General features: G+C 35.1%; 18 protein-coding genes. 7 read left to right on the forward strand and 11 right to left on the reverse strand.

The window, feature by feature from the left end; genetic code table 11:
- Positions 1-115: 115 nt before the first annotated feature.
- Complete coding sequence (locus BW936_RS18485) at positions 116-1,459, reverse strand: FAD-dependent oxidoreductase (RefSeq protein WP_076551200.1); 1,344 nt, start codon at positions 1,457-1,459, stop codon at positions 116-118.
- Positions 1,460-1,617: 158 nt separating this feature from the next.
- On the opposite strand from BW936_RS18485, the gene BW936_RS18490 reads away from it, so the two are divergent.
- The 5 genes from BW936_RS18490 (at position 1,618) to BW936_RS18510 (ending at position 6,083) form a co-directional block, all read left to right on the forward strand.
- On the forward strand, positions 1,618-2,250 hold the full coding sequence (locus tag BW936_RS18490; RefSeq protein ID WP_076551348.1) for a flavin reductase family protein: 633 nt from the start codon (positions 1,618-1,620) through the stop codon (positions 2,248-2,250).
- Between the two features lie 2 nt (positions 2,251-2,252).
- On the forward strand, positions 2,253-2,408 hold the full coding sequence (locus tag BW936_RS18495; RefSeq protein ID WP_076551202.1) for a DUF2256 domain-containing protein: 156 nt from the start codon (positions 2,253-2,255) through the stop codon (positions 2,406-2,408).
- The gene (locus tag BW936_RS18500; protein WP_076551205.1) at positions 2,401-3,696 is read left to right on the forward strand and encodes a DASH family cryptochrome; all 1,296 of its coding nucleotides are present in this window, start codon (positions 2,401-2,403) and stop codon (positions 3,694-3,696) included. The genes BW936_RS18495 and BW936_RS18500 overlap by 8 nt, the downstream gene beginning before the upstream one ends.
- A 27-nt stretch (positions 3,697-3,723) precedes the next feature.
- The gene (locus BW936_RS18505) at positions 3,724-5,256 is read left to right on the forward strand and encodes a cryptochrome/photolyase family protein (RefSeq protein WP_208611144.1); all 1,533 of its coding nucleotides are present in this window, start codon (positions 3,724-3,726) and stop codon (positions 5,254-5,256) included.
- Positions 5,257-5,573: 317 nt separating this feature from the next.
- A complete protein-coding gene (locus tag BW936_RS18510) occupies positions 5,574-6,083 on the forward strand; it encodes an OmpA family protein (RefSeq protein ID WP_143744224.1) in 510 nt (169 codons plus the stop codon).
- A gap of 73 nt (positions 6,084-6,156) precedes the next feature.
- Here BW936_RS18510 and BW936_RS18515 read toward each other — a convergent pair whose 3' ends face one another.
- From BW936_RS18515 to BW936_RS18530, 4 genes are all read right to left on the reverse strand, one after another.
- The gene (locus tag BW936_RS18515; RefSeq protein WP_076551214.1) at positions 6,157-6,705 is read right to left on the reverse strand and encodes a ClpP family protease; all 549 of its coding nucleotides are present in this window, start codon (positions 6,703-6,705) and stop codon (positions 6,157-6,159) included.
- A 110-nt stretch (positions 6,706-6,815) separates the two neighbouring features.
- The gene (locus BW936_RS18520; RefSeq protein ID WP_076551215.1) at positions 6,816-7,664 is read right to left on the reverse strand and encodes a mechanosensitive ion channel family protein; all 849 of its coding nucleotides are present in this window, start codon (positions 7,662-7,664) and stop codon (positions 6,816-6,818) included.
- 13 nt (positions 7,665-7,677) lie between these two features.
- Positions 7,678-7,878: a hypothetical protein gene (locus BW936_RS18525; protein ID WP_076551216.1), complete on the reverse strand. Its 201-nt coding sequence runs from the start codon at positions 7,876-7,878 to the stop codon at positions 7,678-7,680.
- Positions 7,878-8,504 carry an RNA polymerase sigma factor gene (locus tag BW936_RS18530; protein ID WP_244156276.1) on the reverse strand — a complete coding sequence of 209 codons (627 nt, stop codon included), beginning with the start codon at positions 8,502-8,504 and terminating at the stop codon, positions 7,878-7,880. Before BW936_RS18530 ends, BW936_RS18525 begins: the two co-directional genes overlap by 1 nt.
- Positions 8,505-8,582: 78 nt before the next feature.
- On the opposite strand from BW936_RS18530, the gene BW936_RS18535 reads away from it, so the two are divergent.
- Complete coding sequence (locus BW936_RS18535; RefSeq protein ID WP_076551219.1) at positions 8,583-9,263, forward strand: hypothetical protein; 681 nt, start codon at positions 8,583-8,585, stop codon at positions 9,261-9,263.
- A gap of 479 nt (positions 9,264-9,742) precedes the next feature.
- On the opposite strand, the gene BW936_RS18540 is transcribed toward BW936_RS18535, so the two are convergent.
- From BW936_RS18540 to BW936_RS18550, 3 genes are all read right to left on the reverse strand, one after another.
- Entirely contained in the window at positions 9,743-10,891 is a 1,149-nt protein-coding gene (locus BW936_RS18540) for an MFS transporter (RefSeq protein ID WP_076551221.1), read from the reverse strand.
- A 142-nt stretch (positions 10,892-11,033) separates the two neighbouring features.
- Positions 11,034-12,302 carry a kynureninase gene (gene kynU / locus BW936_RS18545; RefSeq protein ID WP_076551223.1) on the reverse strand — a complete coding sequence of 423 codons (1,269 nt, stop codon included), beginning with the start codon at positions 12,300-12,302 and terminating at the stop codon, positions 11,034-11,036.
- 66 nt (positions 12,303-12,368) lie between these two features.
- Complete coding sequence (locus tag BW936_RS18550; RefSeq protein ID WP_076551225.1) at positions 12,369-12,839, reverse strand: GNAT family N-acetyltransferase; 471 nt, start codon at positions 12,837-12,839, stop codon at positions 12,369-12,371.
- A gap of 63 nt (positions 12,840-12,902) precedes the next feature.
- Between BW936_RS18550 and BW936_RS18555 the strand changes: the two genes are divergently transcribed.
- On the forward strand, positions 12,903-13,544 hold the full coding sequence (locus BW936_RS18555; protein ID WP_076551227.1) for an O-methyltransferase: 642 nt from the start codon (positions 12,903-12,905) through the stop codon (positions 13,542-13,544).
- On the opposite strand, the gene BW936_RS18560 is transcribed toward BW936_RS18555, so the two are convergent.
- The 3 genes from BW936_RS18560 to BW936_RS18570 all read right to left on the reverse strand — a co-directional run bounded on the left by BW936_RS18560 (position 13,507) and on the right by BW936_RS18570 (position 16,824).
- Complete coding sequence (locus BW936_RS18560) at positions 13,507-14,082, reverse strand: phosphatase PAP2 family protein (RefSeq protein WP_076551230.1); 576 nt, start codon at positions 14,080-14,082, stop codon at positions 13,507-13,509. The two genes, BW936_RS18555 and BW936_RS18560, sit on opposite strands and share 38 nt — an antisense overlap.
- Positions 14,083-14,088: 6 nt before the next feature.
- A complete protein-coding gene (locus tag BW936_RS18565; protein WP_076551233.1) occupies positions 14,089-14,427 on the reverse strand; it encodes a Sec-independent protein translocase subunit TatA/TatB in 339 nt (112 codons plus the stop codon).
- Positions 14,428-14,511: 84 nt separating this feature from the next.
- Positions 14,512-16,824 carry a M1 family metallopeptidase gene (locus BW936_RS18570; protein ID WP_076551236.1) on the reverse strand — a complete coding sequence of 771 codons (2,313 nt, stop codon included), beginning with the start codon at positions 16,822-16,824 and terminating at the stop codon, positions 14,512-14,514.
- Positions 16,825-16,875 lie beyond the last annotated feature (51 nt).

Below are 16,875 nucleotides of genomic sequence, written 5' to 3' on the forward strand. Positions count from 1 at the left end.
ACCTAACTTTATACATAACAAAAAACCAGAGAAGCTAGCTTCTCTGGTTTAATATTAATAATTTAAAAACTGTCAACCTATTTTAGGACGACTCATTCTAATATTAAAATTGGAGCTACCCTATAAGTTGAAGCATCAGTTTTTCAATTTCTTCACTATCCCATTTTTCAGAGATATTAGATGTTTTCATAACTTCTTTCATTATTTCTTCTTGGGCATCACCTTCTGCAAGTGCTTCCGCGTAAGATCTATCTGAAAACGTTACCCTACTGTAGGCTGGCACCCATTTCTCTGGATGCTTGGCTGCAAAATGTTTTTCAATTTTCTTTTGTAATAAAAAATTGGTATCGGCAGTTTTGCTACTCATTTCTACAAAATTACGATAACTTAATTCTGCTATAGCATCAGCATTAGGCTTGCGTTTCTCTTGATAGGTTTCAAAAATACGCTGCCAATCATTCCCTAACTCTTGTATAATTTGATCTAGCACAAAGATATCTTCGAACCCGGCATTCATACCTTGTCCATAGAAAGGCACTACAGCATGTGCAGAGTCACCTACAAGAGCTACTTTGTCCCAATAGGTCCATGGGTAACATTTCATGGTTACCATTGCACTAGTAGGGTTTTTAAAAAAGTCTTCGGTTAAATTTTCTATTTCATCTTTTACATTCGGAAAATATGTATTGAAAAATTGTACTGCTTCTTTTTTAGTTTTAAGACTATCAAAAGAAACCTCGCCTTCAAATGGCATAAATAAAGTACAGGTGAAACTGCCATCTAAATTTGGCATGGCTATAAACATAAACTTACCGCGTGGCCAAATATGAAATGAATTTTTATCTAATTTATGCGAACCATCTGCATTTGCAGGTATGGTCAATTCTTTGTAACCTACATCAATAAAATTCTGTGAATAATCAAATCTGCTGCGCCTTTGCATTTTATGACGTACCCTTGAAAATGCACCGTCGCAACCAAATACCAAATCAAATGGGTACTCTATCCACTCCCCTTTTTCACTCTCACCCGTATAAACCTTTGCTTCGGGTAAATCAATATCCCATACTTTTTCCTCAAAACGAAAATCTACTCCGTTCTTTTCGGCAAGGTCAATCATGCGTCTATTAAGTACACCTCGCGATATAGACCAAATAGCTTCACCATCTTTACCATACTTCTGAAAATATTGTTCCTTTCCAATGACGTGCATCGCCCTTTTATCCAAGGGTATGGCAATTTCCTTTATTTCCTCTTCTATGCCAACCGCCTTCAATGCGTTCCAGCCTCTATTGCTCATGGCAAGATTTATGGATCTACCAGAAAATTCTATATTTCTTATATCTGGTCGGCGATCGAATACCGTAATTTGATGTCCGTACCTTTTCAGGTAAATGGCAAGCAAGGATCCTACCAAGCCTGAGCCTATAATGGCAATATTCTTTTTTTCTTGGGTCATGTATACGGCTTTAAGCCAACATTAATTCAATGTTAAAAATAGGGAATTATACCCTAATTTCTGGTAATACTTACATAAACTAAATAAATCATTTTGTCTCTTGTATTTTATTTTTGTTTAATTTTTACGTATTTTTATTAAACAAAAATATAAATAACTTGAAGTATTTCACTAAACAAGATTTAAGTAGCCTGCCTAGCCGGTTTAAAGCGCATTTAATCAATAGTTGTACCGGCTTTAAATCTGCTAACCTCATAGGTTCAAAATCTAGTTCTGGTATTAGCAATTTGGCGATATTCAGTTCTGTTATGCATATTGGTAGTTCTCCACCAATGCTAGGTTTTATTTTAAGACCACTTACCGTTAAAAGAAACACGTATGCCAATTTTAAAGAGACAGGTTTTTTCACTGTTAACCAAGTAAACGCAACCATAATAGAGGATGCGCACCATACGGCCGCTAGTTACCTTGAAAATATATCCGAGTTTTCAAAAACCAATTTGACCGAGACTTATCTTAATAATTTTCAAGCTCCGTATGTGCAAGAAAGCGCTATTAAAATAGGTTGTAGCTATGTTAACGAATATGAGATTAAAGAAAATGGTTGCCTTTTAATTATTGGCGCCATTGAACATTTGTACTTGCCAGAGCATATTATTCAAGAAGACGGATGGCTTTCTCTCCATAAAGCAGAAACGGTTGCCATTAACGGTTTAGACGCTTATGCCTTACCACAACTTTTAGCACGTTTTGCTTATGCCGAGCCAAATACACCTACTAAACCTATCTAACTATGGCGCATAAAAAAGTACATCTTGCATCTAAAATTTGTGCCACCTGCAAGAAACCATTTTCATGGCGCAAAAAATGGGAAAGCAATTGGGATAATGTAAAATACTGCGGAGAAAAATGCAGACGCAATACATTGAAAAAGGAAATTCATGAATAATCTAATTTGGTTTAGAAACGATTTACGAATACAAGACAACTCATCTATAGTCGAGGCAATGAAAGGGTCTAATGTTATGGGATTCTACTGTTTTGAATCTTTATTTTTTGAGATAGATGCATTCGGATTTAAAAGAACTGAAAAGTATAGAGCACAGTTTTTAATTGAAACCGTACAACAACTAAAACAAGAACTTGAGAAACTCAATATTCCGCTATTTGTTTATCAGGGTAATTCGGCAGATTACTTACCCAATTTAATTCAAGAACATAATATCGATACTATTTTCTTGCAAAAAGAATGGACTAGAGATGAACAGGTTTTACTAAATAATGTAAAGAACAACGTAGATCACACTATTAATTTTCATGAAGTATATGACCAATTTTTATTTCATCCAGATGATATTCCTTATGATGATTTTAATACTATTCCAGATGTTTTTACAAACTTTAGAAAAAAGTGCGAAGCTAATGCCAAGGTCAGACCTATCACAACAATCCCAACCCAAATGCCTAGCACCAATTTTAAGGCAACAGAAACTAAAATCCCTACACTAGGTGATTTAGGTTTAGCAAATTTCTCTACACACACAAATACGGCATTTCCCTTTAAAGGCGGGGAATTAGAGGCATTAAAACGAATTCAGAGCTACTTTTGGGATACCAAAAAACTAGGTTTTTACAAGAAAACCAGAAACGGATTAATTGGTACAGACTATAGCTCTAAACTATCTGCATGGCTAGCAAATGGCAGTATATCACCAAGAACCATTTACTGGGAAGTAAAAAAATTTGAAAAAGAAATCGTCAAAAATCAAGATACCTATTGGCTAATTTTTGAATTGATTTGGAGGGATTATTTTAAATACGTTTCCCTAAAATACCAAGATATGATCTTTAGATTAGGGGGAATATTAAATAGTACGTACAATCCTAAAACCATTAAAATATATAAACAAAATTGGATCAACGGTTCAACTAAAGAACCTTTTGTAAATGCCAACATGAAAGAACTATCCAAAACTGGATGGATGAGTAACAGAGGCAGACAAAATGTAGCTAGTTACTGGTCTAAAGAATTAGAACAAGACTGGCGCATTGGGGCAGCTTATTTTGAAAGTATGCTAATAGATTTTGATGTTCACAGCAATTGGGGAAATTGGATGTACATAAGCGGAGTAGGTAACGACCCTAGAAACAGAAAATTTAATAGTAAAGCTCAAGCGGAAAGGTATGACGCTGCAGGTAAATATCAACGCTTGTGGTTACAAGAGTCCTTGTTCTAGCCTGAACACCAAATAACAAACATGAAAATGAAAACAGTACGCTTAATTTTAGGTGACCAATTAAATCAAAATCACTCATGGTTCAATGACGTAAATGATGATATCACCTACGTCATGGCAGAAATGAGACAAGAAACAGATTATGTAAAACATCACATTCAAAAAGTGGTTGCCTTCTTTTTAGCCATGCGAAATTTCAAAGAAGATCTTTCCAAAAAAGGGCATCATTTCATTTATTACAAATTAAATGATAAAAACAATCCCCAACAGTTGGCGGAAATTATCTCAAAAACGATACAAGAAACAAATGCCACCAAATTTGAGTATCTGTTACCGGACGAATTTAGACTTGACCAGCAGCTAGAACAAATTTGTAATTCTTTAAATATAACTACTGATAGCCATGATACAGAACATTTTTACACCACACGATTAGAGTTGAAGGATTTCTATAAAGGTAAAAAGCAAATGGTCATGGAAAACTTTTATAGAATGATGCGTAAAAAGCATGGCATCATGGTAACCAATGACCAACCTGAAGGTGGAAAATGGAATTACGATCAAAGCAATAGAAATAAATGGAAGGGTAAAACCCCGGTTCCAAAAGAAAAAGAATTCCCTAAAAATGTAAATGACATCGTTCAACTATTGCATGATGAAAATGTGCAAACGTTTGGCAATATAGATGACACAAAATTTACATGGCCGGTAACAAGAGTGGAATGCCTAAATACATTAGACTATTTCTGTGAACAGCTACTACCCCATTTTGGCGATTACCAAGATGCGATGCATGATGACGAGAAGTTTCTTTTTCATTCTAGATTATCTTTCGCCATGAATGCCAAAATACTATCACCTAAAGAAGTTATTCATACTGTTTTAGACCATTTTTACGACAAATCTAACGACATAAATGTTTCTCAAGTAGAAGGTTTTGTTCGTCAAATTTTGGGATGGAGAGAGTACATGAGAGGTATTTACTGGAAAGAAATGCCCGCATATAAAAAACTAAACATCTTAGAAAATAAAAACAAATTACCAGAATTCTTTTGGACAGGTAATACAAAAATGAACTGCCTAAATAAGGCTATTGGGCAAAGTTTAGATACCTCTTACGCTCATCATATTCAACGTCTTATGATTATTGGCAATTTTGCTTTGCTAACGCAAATTGATCCAAATGAAGTAGATCAATGGTACTTAGGCGTTTATATTGATGCCATTGAATGGGTTGAAATTACCAATACTAGAGGCATGAGCCAATTTGCAGATGGTGGTATTGTAGCCACTAAACCTTATGTAAGTAGCGCCAACTATATTAATAAAATGAGTAATTATTGTGGTAAATGTTATTACAGTCCTACTAAAAAAATAGGTGAAAAAGCTTGCCCCTTCAACTCATTATATTGGAATTTTTTATCAGAAAAAAGAGAACACTTTAAAGACAATCAACGGATGAATATGATGATGGCTCTTTTAGATAAAATGGATAAAAATCAAGTTTATGAAATACAAAAAAAAGCCCGTGATATTATTGAAAATTTAGACATTTATTAAGAGTTAAGCAATAGCGCATCATATTTAAAAAATTACTTTAAAATAGTATTGTAATAGCAAAACCTGTGCAAACACCTAATTTCAAAACATTTTTCAAAGAAAGGAAAGGCAGTTGTTATTTAAGTCCTTTTTTATATCAACAATTTTTAAAATTAACAGTAATTTCAATGTCATAAAATCACCTTAACTACTGATTATGTTCATTTTACCAAATTCAGGTTAAACTATTTGATCAAATTACCAATACATTAGTGGCGCAAACTACTACTGACCAAAATGGATATTATAGGTTTCCGGTGAATAGGAACACAAATTATATGATCGAAGCGGTAAGAAAGACCCATCCTCATAAAAACGTGTACTTTAATACCACATCTACCCCAAAGGCTCAAAAAATAATGAGACAAGATATTGTTCTTGAACCGGTGCATGATTTAAAATTGTTAGCAGGACTTAACAAAATATACTTCGATTTTAACAAAAGTGATATTCGACCAGATGCCGCTGCTGAGCTGAACAAGGTAATACGAGTAATGAACAATACCTACCCAGATATGATTATTAAGCTAGAAGCCCACACCGATCCTGTAGGTAGCCATGCTTATAATGACAACCTTTCTGAAAAAAGGGCAAAATCTACTTATGAATATCTTATAAATAACGGAGTTTCAGAAGATAGAATCGTTTCTTACAAAGGTTTTGGAAAAAGAATTCCTATTAACCATTGTACCGGTAAACAAAACTGCTCGCCAGAAGAATTAGAATTGAATAGAAGAACTGAATTCCCTATTTTGCAAATAAAAAAGGGTATTATTGCATCAAAATAACCAACAATCAACCATAAAAAAGTCCTTTACCAGATAGGTAAAGGACTTTTGAATTTATAACACTTACACTAATTTATTCCAAAATACCATCAACGATACCGTACTTAATAGATTCTTCGGCATTCATCCAATAATCCCTATCAAAATCTTTTAATACCTTTTCAAAATCCTGACCACAATTATCCGCTAATATCTGCGCACTCAATTCTTTGGTCTTAATAATTTCTCTTGCCTGTATTTCTATGTTAGAAGCTTGACCCCTTGCCCCTCCACTAGGCTGATGAATCATAACCTGAGCATGTGGCTGAATAAATCTTCTACCTTTCTTACCTACCGATAATAAAATAGACCCCATTGATGCGGCCAAACCGGTACAAATTGTAGAAACCGGACTTTTTAATGATTTGATAGTGTCATACATGGCAAAACCAGAAGTAACATACCCTCCAGGACTATTAATATATAATTGAATTTCTTTATCGCTCTGCATATCTAGATATAACAACCTGTCAATTACATGTTTTGCAGAATCGTCATCAACCATACCCCATAGAAAGACTTTTCTTTCCTCCAGCATTTTTTCATCTATGGCTTCCTGAATTTTTCCTTTTTTAGCACTCATATTTTAAGTTTATTTATCTCTAACAAAATTAATGAATTAATTCATAAACAGATGTGACAATCATTACCCTTATTGCCCTGTATTCTTTTACACATTTAAATTCGCCTTTATTATTTATCTTCGGGTAGTGACCGCTCTTCTACTAGCACAGTTTTTTCCACAACTTTCTTAATAGGTAAGATGACCTTACCGCTTTTGGTCTTTAAAACCATAGAGATATTATCTATACCAACTACAGTTCCTTGTAAATCTCCTATTTTAACCTTATCCCCTACTTCGTAGATTTTTCTGGAATAGAACGTTCTTAATAAATCGCCTACAATTTCTCTAGAGCCTAAACCTAATGCCAACGCAATTGCCAATAAAAAAGCTCCAAGTACAATGGTAAAATTATTGGTAATAATCTGTGTATCTATACCTGCTTGATTTAACGCTGTTATGCTTACAAAAATTATAATTAGGTAAAATAAAACATTGCCTAAAATCTTGCCTCCACCAAGACCAATGGAATCAAAAACCTTAATTATAGTTTCTTTTATAGTTTTTGCTAAAAATAATCCTAGCATGAATATTACCATTGCCGATAGCAAAATTGGCAGATAACGCAATAGGTTAGCTATTTCCGTTGATATAATGGACAAGCCCATAACATCAGATGCAACTATAATAAACACTAACCAGAGTAATACCTTGACAAAAGTCAAAATAACCTTGGGCAAGTCTATTTTAATATCAGAATCTCCAAAAAGTTTGGCATCGTTAATTTTTTTAGAGATACTATCCAATTTAATTACTCTAAATACTTTTCTAAGAATAAAAGAGGTTATTTTAATAATTATCCATCCAAATATGATTACAACAAAAGCCCCGAATATTCCTGGTAACGCCGCTGCTATATCTTTGAATATATTACCTAGCGATTCAAACGTTAGGTCTTTCCACTTATCTACTGTTTCCATATCTGGTATTCTACTATTTTTTCTGGTTAGGTTTTGTATTTGTTTTTAACATGCCTTCAATAATACCGGCAAAATTACCCGTAAAAAGATTGGTCAACTCTAAAATTAACTTAGCAGCGGCAACATCGTCCATCACTTTTTTACGCAGCTCTGGAGGAACGTTTTTAAGATCCCCTTGTAAATTTTTAAACGGATTATTGTCCTGATCTTGCATTAAGGTAGCGTTTTATACATTTCTATTACTTTCGCTTTTGCCCTTTTGAGCCTCATTTTTATAGCACTCGGTTTTAAATCTAAAATATCTTCAAGTTCTTTTATAGACGCCCCATCTTGGTATTTTAATAGTAATATTGATTTATCTTCTAGTGCTATTAATTCTAAGGCTTTTTTTAGTTTATCTACCTGCATCTGTAACAGTAAATTATCTGTTACGTCTACAGGTACATCTTCTTGATTGTCATATTTTACTGAATTGTCATTAATTTTTCTCTCCTTATTTCTATTTACATAATTGACACAGAAATTATAGGTAAATGAATATAGCCAAGTAGAGAATTTAGAATTACCTTTAAAAGAACCTAACTTTACAAATAGCATTAAAAAAATATCTTGGGTCAAATCTTCTGCTTCTTTATTAGACTTGGCAAAACCCAGACACTTGTTGTAAACTAATTTCGAGTAGCGATCATAAAGCTCACCAAAAAGCATAGAGTCATTGTTTGCAACAATACGTTCTACCAACTCTAAATCGGTATACTTTTCATTTACACCATCAGAAACCAATTTTTTGTTGAATTGGTTTCCAATAATTATAAAACATAACTTTTTAAGAAACGTCACTCTGATATAGAATTTACAAAAAATAAAAGTAGGTAAAAGGTACTGTAATTGATATATTTACTTGAAATTTTGTTGAAAATGAAAAAAATTATTCTTCTTTCCATTCTTGTCTCAAGTGTTTTTACAGCCTGTAAAACCGACCCAAAAAACCATAAAGCTGCTATTACCGAAGATACGGAATTGACAGTTCTTGAAAAAATAGCCAATGCCAACGGATTTGAAAACTGGAAAGAGATAGAAAGTATCAAATTTACATTCAACGTAGACAGAGATGACGAGCACTTTGAACGTACTTGGTTATGGGAAACAACAACTAACAATGTAACCTTTATGACCAGACAAGATACCATCACTTATAACAGAAAAATGGTTGATAGTGCCATGACCGCAACCGATGGTGGATTTGTAAACGATAAGTTCTGGCTTCTGGCACCTTTTCAGTTGGTATGGGACCAGAAAAGTTTTACGCACAAGCATACAGAAAATGTAGAGGCTCCAATCAGCAAAGCCAATATGCATAAATTAACCACGGTTTATTCTAATGACGGTGGTTACACTCCTGGTGATGCATATGATTATTATTTTGGAGATGATTTTATTATTAAGGAATGGGTATATAGAAAAGAAAATCAATCTGAACCTAACATGACTACAACGTGGGAAAATTATAAGGAATTAAACGGACTGAACATCAGCATGATGCACAAAAGACCGGACGCCGATTTCTCACTTTACTTTACAGGTCTTGAAGTAAAATAATATGGTAGCGGGTCTACTATCTCTTTAGACCCAATTAACCTTACAGGCAATTCTCATTATTCACTTTATTTATTTTTCTGATTACACCCAACACAATGCTATGCTAATGCTACTGTTTTGGATCGTGAAGACCATTCCCCTTTGGAACTTGTTGGTAGCTACAATAGAAAATAACTACGGAGCAAGCCCCCAAGGCATTGTATTAAAAACATAATTAATATTTGGACGATAGCGTTAAAGTATCTAAATCTAGATGATCGAGTAAAGATTGCTCCATGAACAGTGCAGAAGGGCATTTTCAGAACACTTCTAGTTGAGGTTTTATAATCGTTTATAGAATTGAAAAGGATACATACTAAACAACACTTAATATCGTAAACGAAAACATTTACAGTAACAAAGGTATTTTGGCATTGAACAAAGTTTCTATTAGCAGAGTAGACAATTATAATTTAAATAATACTAAAAGCTGAAATTTACTACGCTTTTTTTCGCTTTATCAAGAATGTAAAAAGTAGAATTAAGAATCCGCATACGAGTAATACTATAAAACTATCAATAAGACTGTAATTTTCTGCCAAGAACCCTAAAATTGGTGGTGCGCATAAAAAACCTGCATACCCTGTTCCTGCAATAAATGCAATCCCTTTTGAGGAATCCACTCCCTTTACATTACCTCCTATTCTAAATACTTCAGGTATCATAACGGAAAAACCTAAACCGTTCAGTGCAAAACCAATGATACTCAAATAAGTATTTCCCGACAGGACCAAAAGGTAACCTATTATAGCGATAATAGCCCCTAGTACTACTATTTTAACCGAACCTATTTTATCACTAATTCCATCACCTAAAAAACGTCCTAAGGTCATGGTGATTTGAAACCCTAAAAAACCTAAGCCCCACAACGCTTCTGGTGCTAATGTAATTTCTTTTAAATATAATCCGCTCCAATCTACAATGGCACCTTCACTACCCATTGCCAAAAAAGATATAAGACCTAGCAATAGCAATGGTTTTAGCAGACCAAAACTAAATGGCTCATTTTCCATTTCTTCACCTGCTTCGGATAAATACTGATCTCTAAATTTAAAATTGACCACTAAAACCAATACCACAGCAATAGACATGTGTAAAACAGGATTTGACAATGGACCGATCAAAAAACTGCCCAAGCCTGCCAGAACTCCGCCTAAGCTAAAAAAACCATGAGATGCAGCCATAAATTTTACGTTATCTTTTTTTTCTATTTCCGTCACCAGGGTGTTCATGGATATATCTGTAATACCGTTTGCTGCACCAAAGAGAAACAGCGCTGCCATTAACAAATAATAATTTGGAGCTAAAAGCGGTAACATAGCTGCTGCACAACTTAACAGTACTCCGTAAAATGTAGATTTACCTACTCCTATCCTATTGATAATAGTTGATGCAAATGGAAAAATTGTAAAAACACCAAGAGCCAAAAAGAAAATAGCAATACCCAATTCTGATTTACTAATCTCTAAATATTCTTTTACCGTAGGTATATAAATTGCCCATGTACCAAATAATATATTGATACTGGCAAAGACCCAAGAAGGTCCAAAATATCTGGCATTCCCTAATATTAATCGTAATGATTTCATTAATTTTTCGTTGTCGGTTGGCGGTTACTAGTTGTTCCTTTCCGGTTGTCCTTAAATGAATTCTATGAACACATTCTAAGTTTTCTAGGTATTCTATTCTTACCTAAAACCTCTTGTTTCTATATTCTATTCCCTATACACTTTAATTGGCTAAAACTCCTGCTTTTAAAATTTGACCAAAACGGTACATATCTTCATAAGTAGAATAAAATGGTGCAGGTGCCAAACGAATTACATTAGGTTCTCGCCAATCTGTTACTACACCTTTATCCATCAAATAATTAAATAAAGGTTTTCCTTGTCCGTGTAAGAAAACAGATAGCTGACACCCTCTATCTTTGGGTGTGATAATTTCAAAGGAGCTATCCACCTCCTTATCAATCTCACGTAATATATATTCGAGATAAGATACGATCAGTTTTCTTTTTTCTATTAACTTTTGCATTCCCACTTCTTCAAACATGGTTAACGAAGCCAAATACGGAGCAACAGACAGTACAGGGACATTACTTATTTGCCAAGCATCGGCATTTACCATGGGTTCAAATTCTGGTTTCATTAAAAAACGAGTCTCCTTTTTTGTTCCCCACCAACCTTCAAACCGTTGAATGTTCTTTTTATTCAAGTGTTTTTTGTTGACAAAAATTCCAGATGCGTTGCCCGGTCCGCTATTCATATATTTGTAGCTACACCACGATGCAAAATCTGCATCCCATTCATGAAGTTTCAGCGCTACATTACCTACGGCATGGGCAAGGTCCCAACCTACATTAGCGCCTACAGCTTTACCTGCTTTGGTTATGGCCTCCATATCCATCACCTGACCGTTATAATAATTTACCCCACCTATTAAAACAAGTGCCAGCTCATCACCTAACTCCTCAATTTTTGCAAGTATATCTTCTGTCCTCCAGTGATGTTCGCCATCGCGCTTCTTTATTTCAATAATAGTATCCTCTGGATCTAAACCATGAAAACGTACCTGACTTTTAAACATATACTGATCACTAGGAAAAGCCTTTTCTTCACATAGAATTTTAAATCTCTTTTTTGTTGGATTATAGAATGAAACCATCATTAGATGAAGATTTACCGTCAAGGTATTCATTACCGATACTTCCTCCGGTAATGCTCCCACCACTTTTGCTAAAGGTGCCGCTAAGCGCTCATGATAATCCCACCATGGTTTTTCTGCATAAAAATGTCCTTCTACAGCAAGTTCTCCCCAATCTTTCATTACCTCATCTACAAAAGCCTTGGTTCGTTTTGGTTGTAGACCTAAAGAGTTTCCGGTAAAATAAATGACTTCTTCTCCGTTGATTTTAGGAAAAATAAATTCGTCCCTATATGTTTTTAAATTGTCTTTTGCATCTAATGATCGTGCAAAAGCCAACGTATTTTTAAATTCCATAGCTAATTTTATATAAAAGTAAGCATAAGCCTATAATTAGATAAGCTCAATTCAATAATAGGGTAACTACGATTCTGTTCTTAGTCGCATTTCAATCATATGTCTCTTAAACCCTTTTTTTTCGTAAGCTCTTATTGCTGGTTCGTTTTCACAATACACATGTAACCTTATTTCGGTTAGTCCGGCATTTGTAGACCATTCTTGTAAAGCATTTACTATTTTACCGTTTATTCCCTTACCTCTATATTCCGGATCGGTATACATAAAACCCAAATAGGCAAAGGTCTCATGATCTAAATAAGATCTTGCTGGTTTCTCCAAGGCATAGCCGGTAGCTACAATTTTTTTCCCATCACAAGCAACCATGACCGTGGCCCTCGGGTTTTCCATAAGCGCCTCTAAGTCATAATAAGTAACTTCGCCATCCCTAATAGTCGGGTCCATTGGGCGTTCTGCCTTCACTACCCCTTGTTCATATTGTAACAATACAGGCACATCACTTTGTACAGCTTCTCTTATCGTAATTTCATTATTCATCACTCTCCTATTTTCAGCCCATTAAATTAAGGCTTAAAACGCTATTTTTGCAAAAAGAAACCCATGCATTTTTTATCACCTATTTTAGAAAGTTATTTAGCCGATAATACACAGGCAGAACCTTCATTATTACAGGAACTTACCCGTGAAACTCATTTAAAAGTAATTCAGCCACGTATGCTTACCGGCCATTTTCAAGGTCGTGTGTTAAGTTTACTTTCTAAATTGATGAATCCTACCTATATTCTTGAGATTGGCACCTATACCGGTTATTCTGCTTTATGCCTTGCGGAAGGATTACAGAAAAACGGACAACTACATACTATAGATGTAAATGCAGAATTAGAACAAATACAACGTTCCTTTTTTGACCGAAGCGATTATGGTTCTCAAATCATACAACATGTGGGCAACGCCTTGGATATTATCCCTAAAATGGATATGACTTTTGACCTTATTTTTATCGACGCTGAAAAAAAGCAGTATGATAAATATTTGGAAGCTGTTCTGCCCAAAACCAAATCTGGATCGGTAATACTTTCTGATAATGTACTATGGTCCGGAAAGGTGGTAGAACCTTTAAACCCAAAAGATGTAACTACCAAAGTATTGCTAGATTATAACAAGAAACTTAGTGAGCATCCGCTTTTAGAAACAGTATTACTTCCTATTCGTGACGGACTGACCCTAAGTAGGGTAAAATAAGCAACCCGTATAATCTATAGAATAACCAAGCCGATAGTATACCAACCAATGCCCCCACCATTAAATCAATTGGGAAATGTACACCAACGTACACCCTACTCATGGCAAACAAAAGTGGCCAGATATAAAATAAGTACACCCATTTAAATTTCTGCCTTAAAAAAAGTACGGTCAAGGTGATTATGGAAAAAGATGATGAGGCGTGACCTGAGAAAAAACTAAACCCTGACGGACTCCGTAATATTCGAATCAGCGTATTCAGTTCTTCATCATTATTGGGACGTAATCGTGCTACAACGTGCTTGGTCAAATCGGTAATGGTAGCTACAAAAGCTGCCATAATCAAAATGGTCAAGATCATGGTTATTGCCTCACGCTTCAGAAACTTAAAAAAGAAAAGAAAGATGATAAGGGCAAAAAGCGGAATCCATGGTGGAAATTTGGTTACCGTAGACCAAAAAGCATCATATTGCTCAATACCAAGACTGTTTAAATAGATAAAGGTATCTCGATCCCATTGTAAAATCTTATCTAACATAATGGGTTACTTTCTCTTGATACTGCCCGTTACATCATTGATTTTTGTACTAACATCGCTAATTTGCTTCTTAACATCACTTCCTAAGCCAGATCCAATATCACTTTTCATATCGTCGATATCTTTTTTAATATCGGTTACGAAACTAGTATCGATACCCTGCTTGTCAGCGCTCTTTTGAATTTCTTGTTTAATGTCTTCGGTAGCATCCTTAAGTTGACGCATACCTTTCCCCAAGCCCTTGGCAATATCAGGAATTTTGTCGGCACCGAACACCATCACCACGATAAACATAATGAAGAAAATTTCTGCGCCACTAATAAATAATAAATACATAGCAATCATACTACAAATATAAACAAGTTTCCTAACCAAAATTAAAAAAGCCCCGTAGTTATACGAGGCTTTTTGCAATAATTATTTTGTTATTTATTTTCTTTTAACACCATTCTTCATTTTATCGAAATCGCTTTCTTGCTCTTTCTTCGGCCAACTGTTGTTGGTGACATCTATATCTGCCGTTTCCATTTTAGGATCAATGTTTACACCTTTTAACTCGGACGTAGAAGAAATTACCATGGTTACCTCCTTGCTATTCTTTCTCCAAATTTCTGGAGGATAGGTTACATTTTTTACAGAACCATCTGCATATGTGTACTCTACAATCAATGGCATTGGTATACCACCCGGGCTATTATACGTTACTTCGTAAAAATACTTAGGTTCTTTTATTGCTGCCCTTTCTGCCGCCGTCATGTTATCCATCATGAACTCTTTTAGAGTTTTTGAAGTTTCTGAAGGTAAATTGTCCTTTAACTCTGGCGCTATAATATCAGTATCACCGTACTCCTCTAAATATACCATTGGAGGTAAATTAGATTCTGGAATACCACGTTCCGCTAAATAAGCTTTCATTTTTTTGTTTGGCTGATCGCTAACATAATATTTTTTGATACCCTTTACTGCCATATCTACATAGTCCGTAGTATAGAACCATCCTCTCCAGTACCAATCTAAATCAACAGCGGAAGCATCTTCCATTGTTCTAAAAAAATCTTCCGGGGTAGGGTGCTTAAATTTCCAACGGTGTGCATATGTTTTAAATGCATGGTCAAACAACTCACGCCCCATAACAGTTTCTCTTAATATATTTAATGCTGTTGCCGGCTTACCATAGGCATTAGGCCCTAGTTGGTATACATTCTCTGGGTTAGACATAATTGGTGCTATAGTACTTTGATCACCACTCATATAAGGTACGATCTTTGCCGGATCACCTCTTCTAGAAGGATATTTTGCATTTGGTGCAATTGCCGCTGGGTAAGCTTCGCCAAATTCTTGCTCTGCCATATACTGCATAAAAGTATCCAAACCTTCATCCATCCAGCCCCACTGACGTTCGTCAGAGTTTACGATCATTGGAAAGAAGTTATGACCTACCTCATGAATAATTACACTGATCATACCGTATTTAGTTCTGTCTGAATAGCTACCATCTTTATTTGGCCTACCATAGTTCCAGCATATCATTGGGTATTCCATACCTTGCTGCTTAGCATGCACAGATATTGCTTTAGGATAAGGATAATCAAACGTGTGCGATGAATATGATTTTAAAGTATGGGCAACTGCTTTTGTAGAATACTCTTCCCATAATGGGTTACCTTCTTTTGGATACATAGAAACAGCCATTACATCTCTGTCTCCCAACTTAACCGCTTGCATGTCCCAAATAAATTTTCTTGATGTTGCAAAACCAAAATCACGAACATTTTCCGCCTTTAATTTCCAGGTCTTTGTTTTTTCAGAAAAACCTTTTTCAGCTGCTTCCGCTTCCGCTTGGGTAACAATGATAACAGGTTTGTCATAAGATTTTTTTGCCTGCTCATAACGCTTCATCATTTCTTTGGTATATACCTCTTTTCTATTTTGAAGCACACCTGTTCCATCTAAAATATGATCTGCAGGTACCGTAATGTTTACTTCATAATCACCAAATGGAAGTGCAAATTCCCCATTACCCCAAAACTGGTGGTTCTGCCATCCTTCTACATCATTGTAAACCGCCATTCTTGGAAAAAATTGAGCAATTACATAAGCCCTGTTACCATCTTCCTCAAAAAACTCGTAACCAGATCTAGCTCTGTTTACGGTATGGTCCGGTATGTTGTAGTTCCACTTGATATCAAAAGAAAACTTATCGCCACTTTTAAGCGGAGTAGGTAAATCTACACGCATCATAGTAAAGTTTACCGTAAATGGTAAAGCTTTTCCTGAAGCATCTTTTACGTAATCTATATTGAATCCGCCATCAAAGGACGCTGTCATATAATTACCCACAAATTTTTCAGGAGAATCCCCAAATGAAACTCCACTACCGTTCTTTAGTGCCGCCTTTGAATCTTTTGTTCTAATATTCTGATCTAACTGCACCCATAAATACTCTAAATTGTCTGGGGAGTTGTTTGTATAGGTAATGGTTTCTGTACCAAATATTTTAGCATTCTTATCGTCTAAACGAATATCCATTACATAATCTGCCTGCTGTTGGTAATAATCAGGCCCAGGAGCACCAGATGCCGACCTATAGGTATTTGGAGTAGCGAACTCTTCATACAATTGTTTGAACTTACTCTGGTTACCATGCCCAGGTTCCTTTTCTTTGGTAACTGTCTCTTGTGCGAAAGTTACAGCGGTAAAAAGGAATAAAATAGACGCAAATGCGTACTTTACTCTTATCATTTCTTATTTTTTAGTGCAGGAAAATTAAAGTTTTTAAAAGGATATCTTAAT

The sequence above is a fragment of the Maribacter ulvicola genome, assembly GCF_900155985.1.
Taxonomy (GTDB): domain Bacteria; phylum Bacteroidota; class Bacteroidia; order Flavobacteriales; family Flavobacteriaceae; genus Maribacter; species Maribacter ulvicola.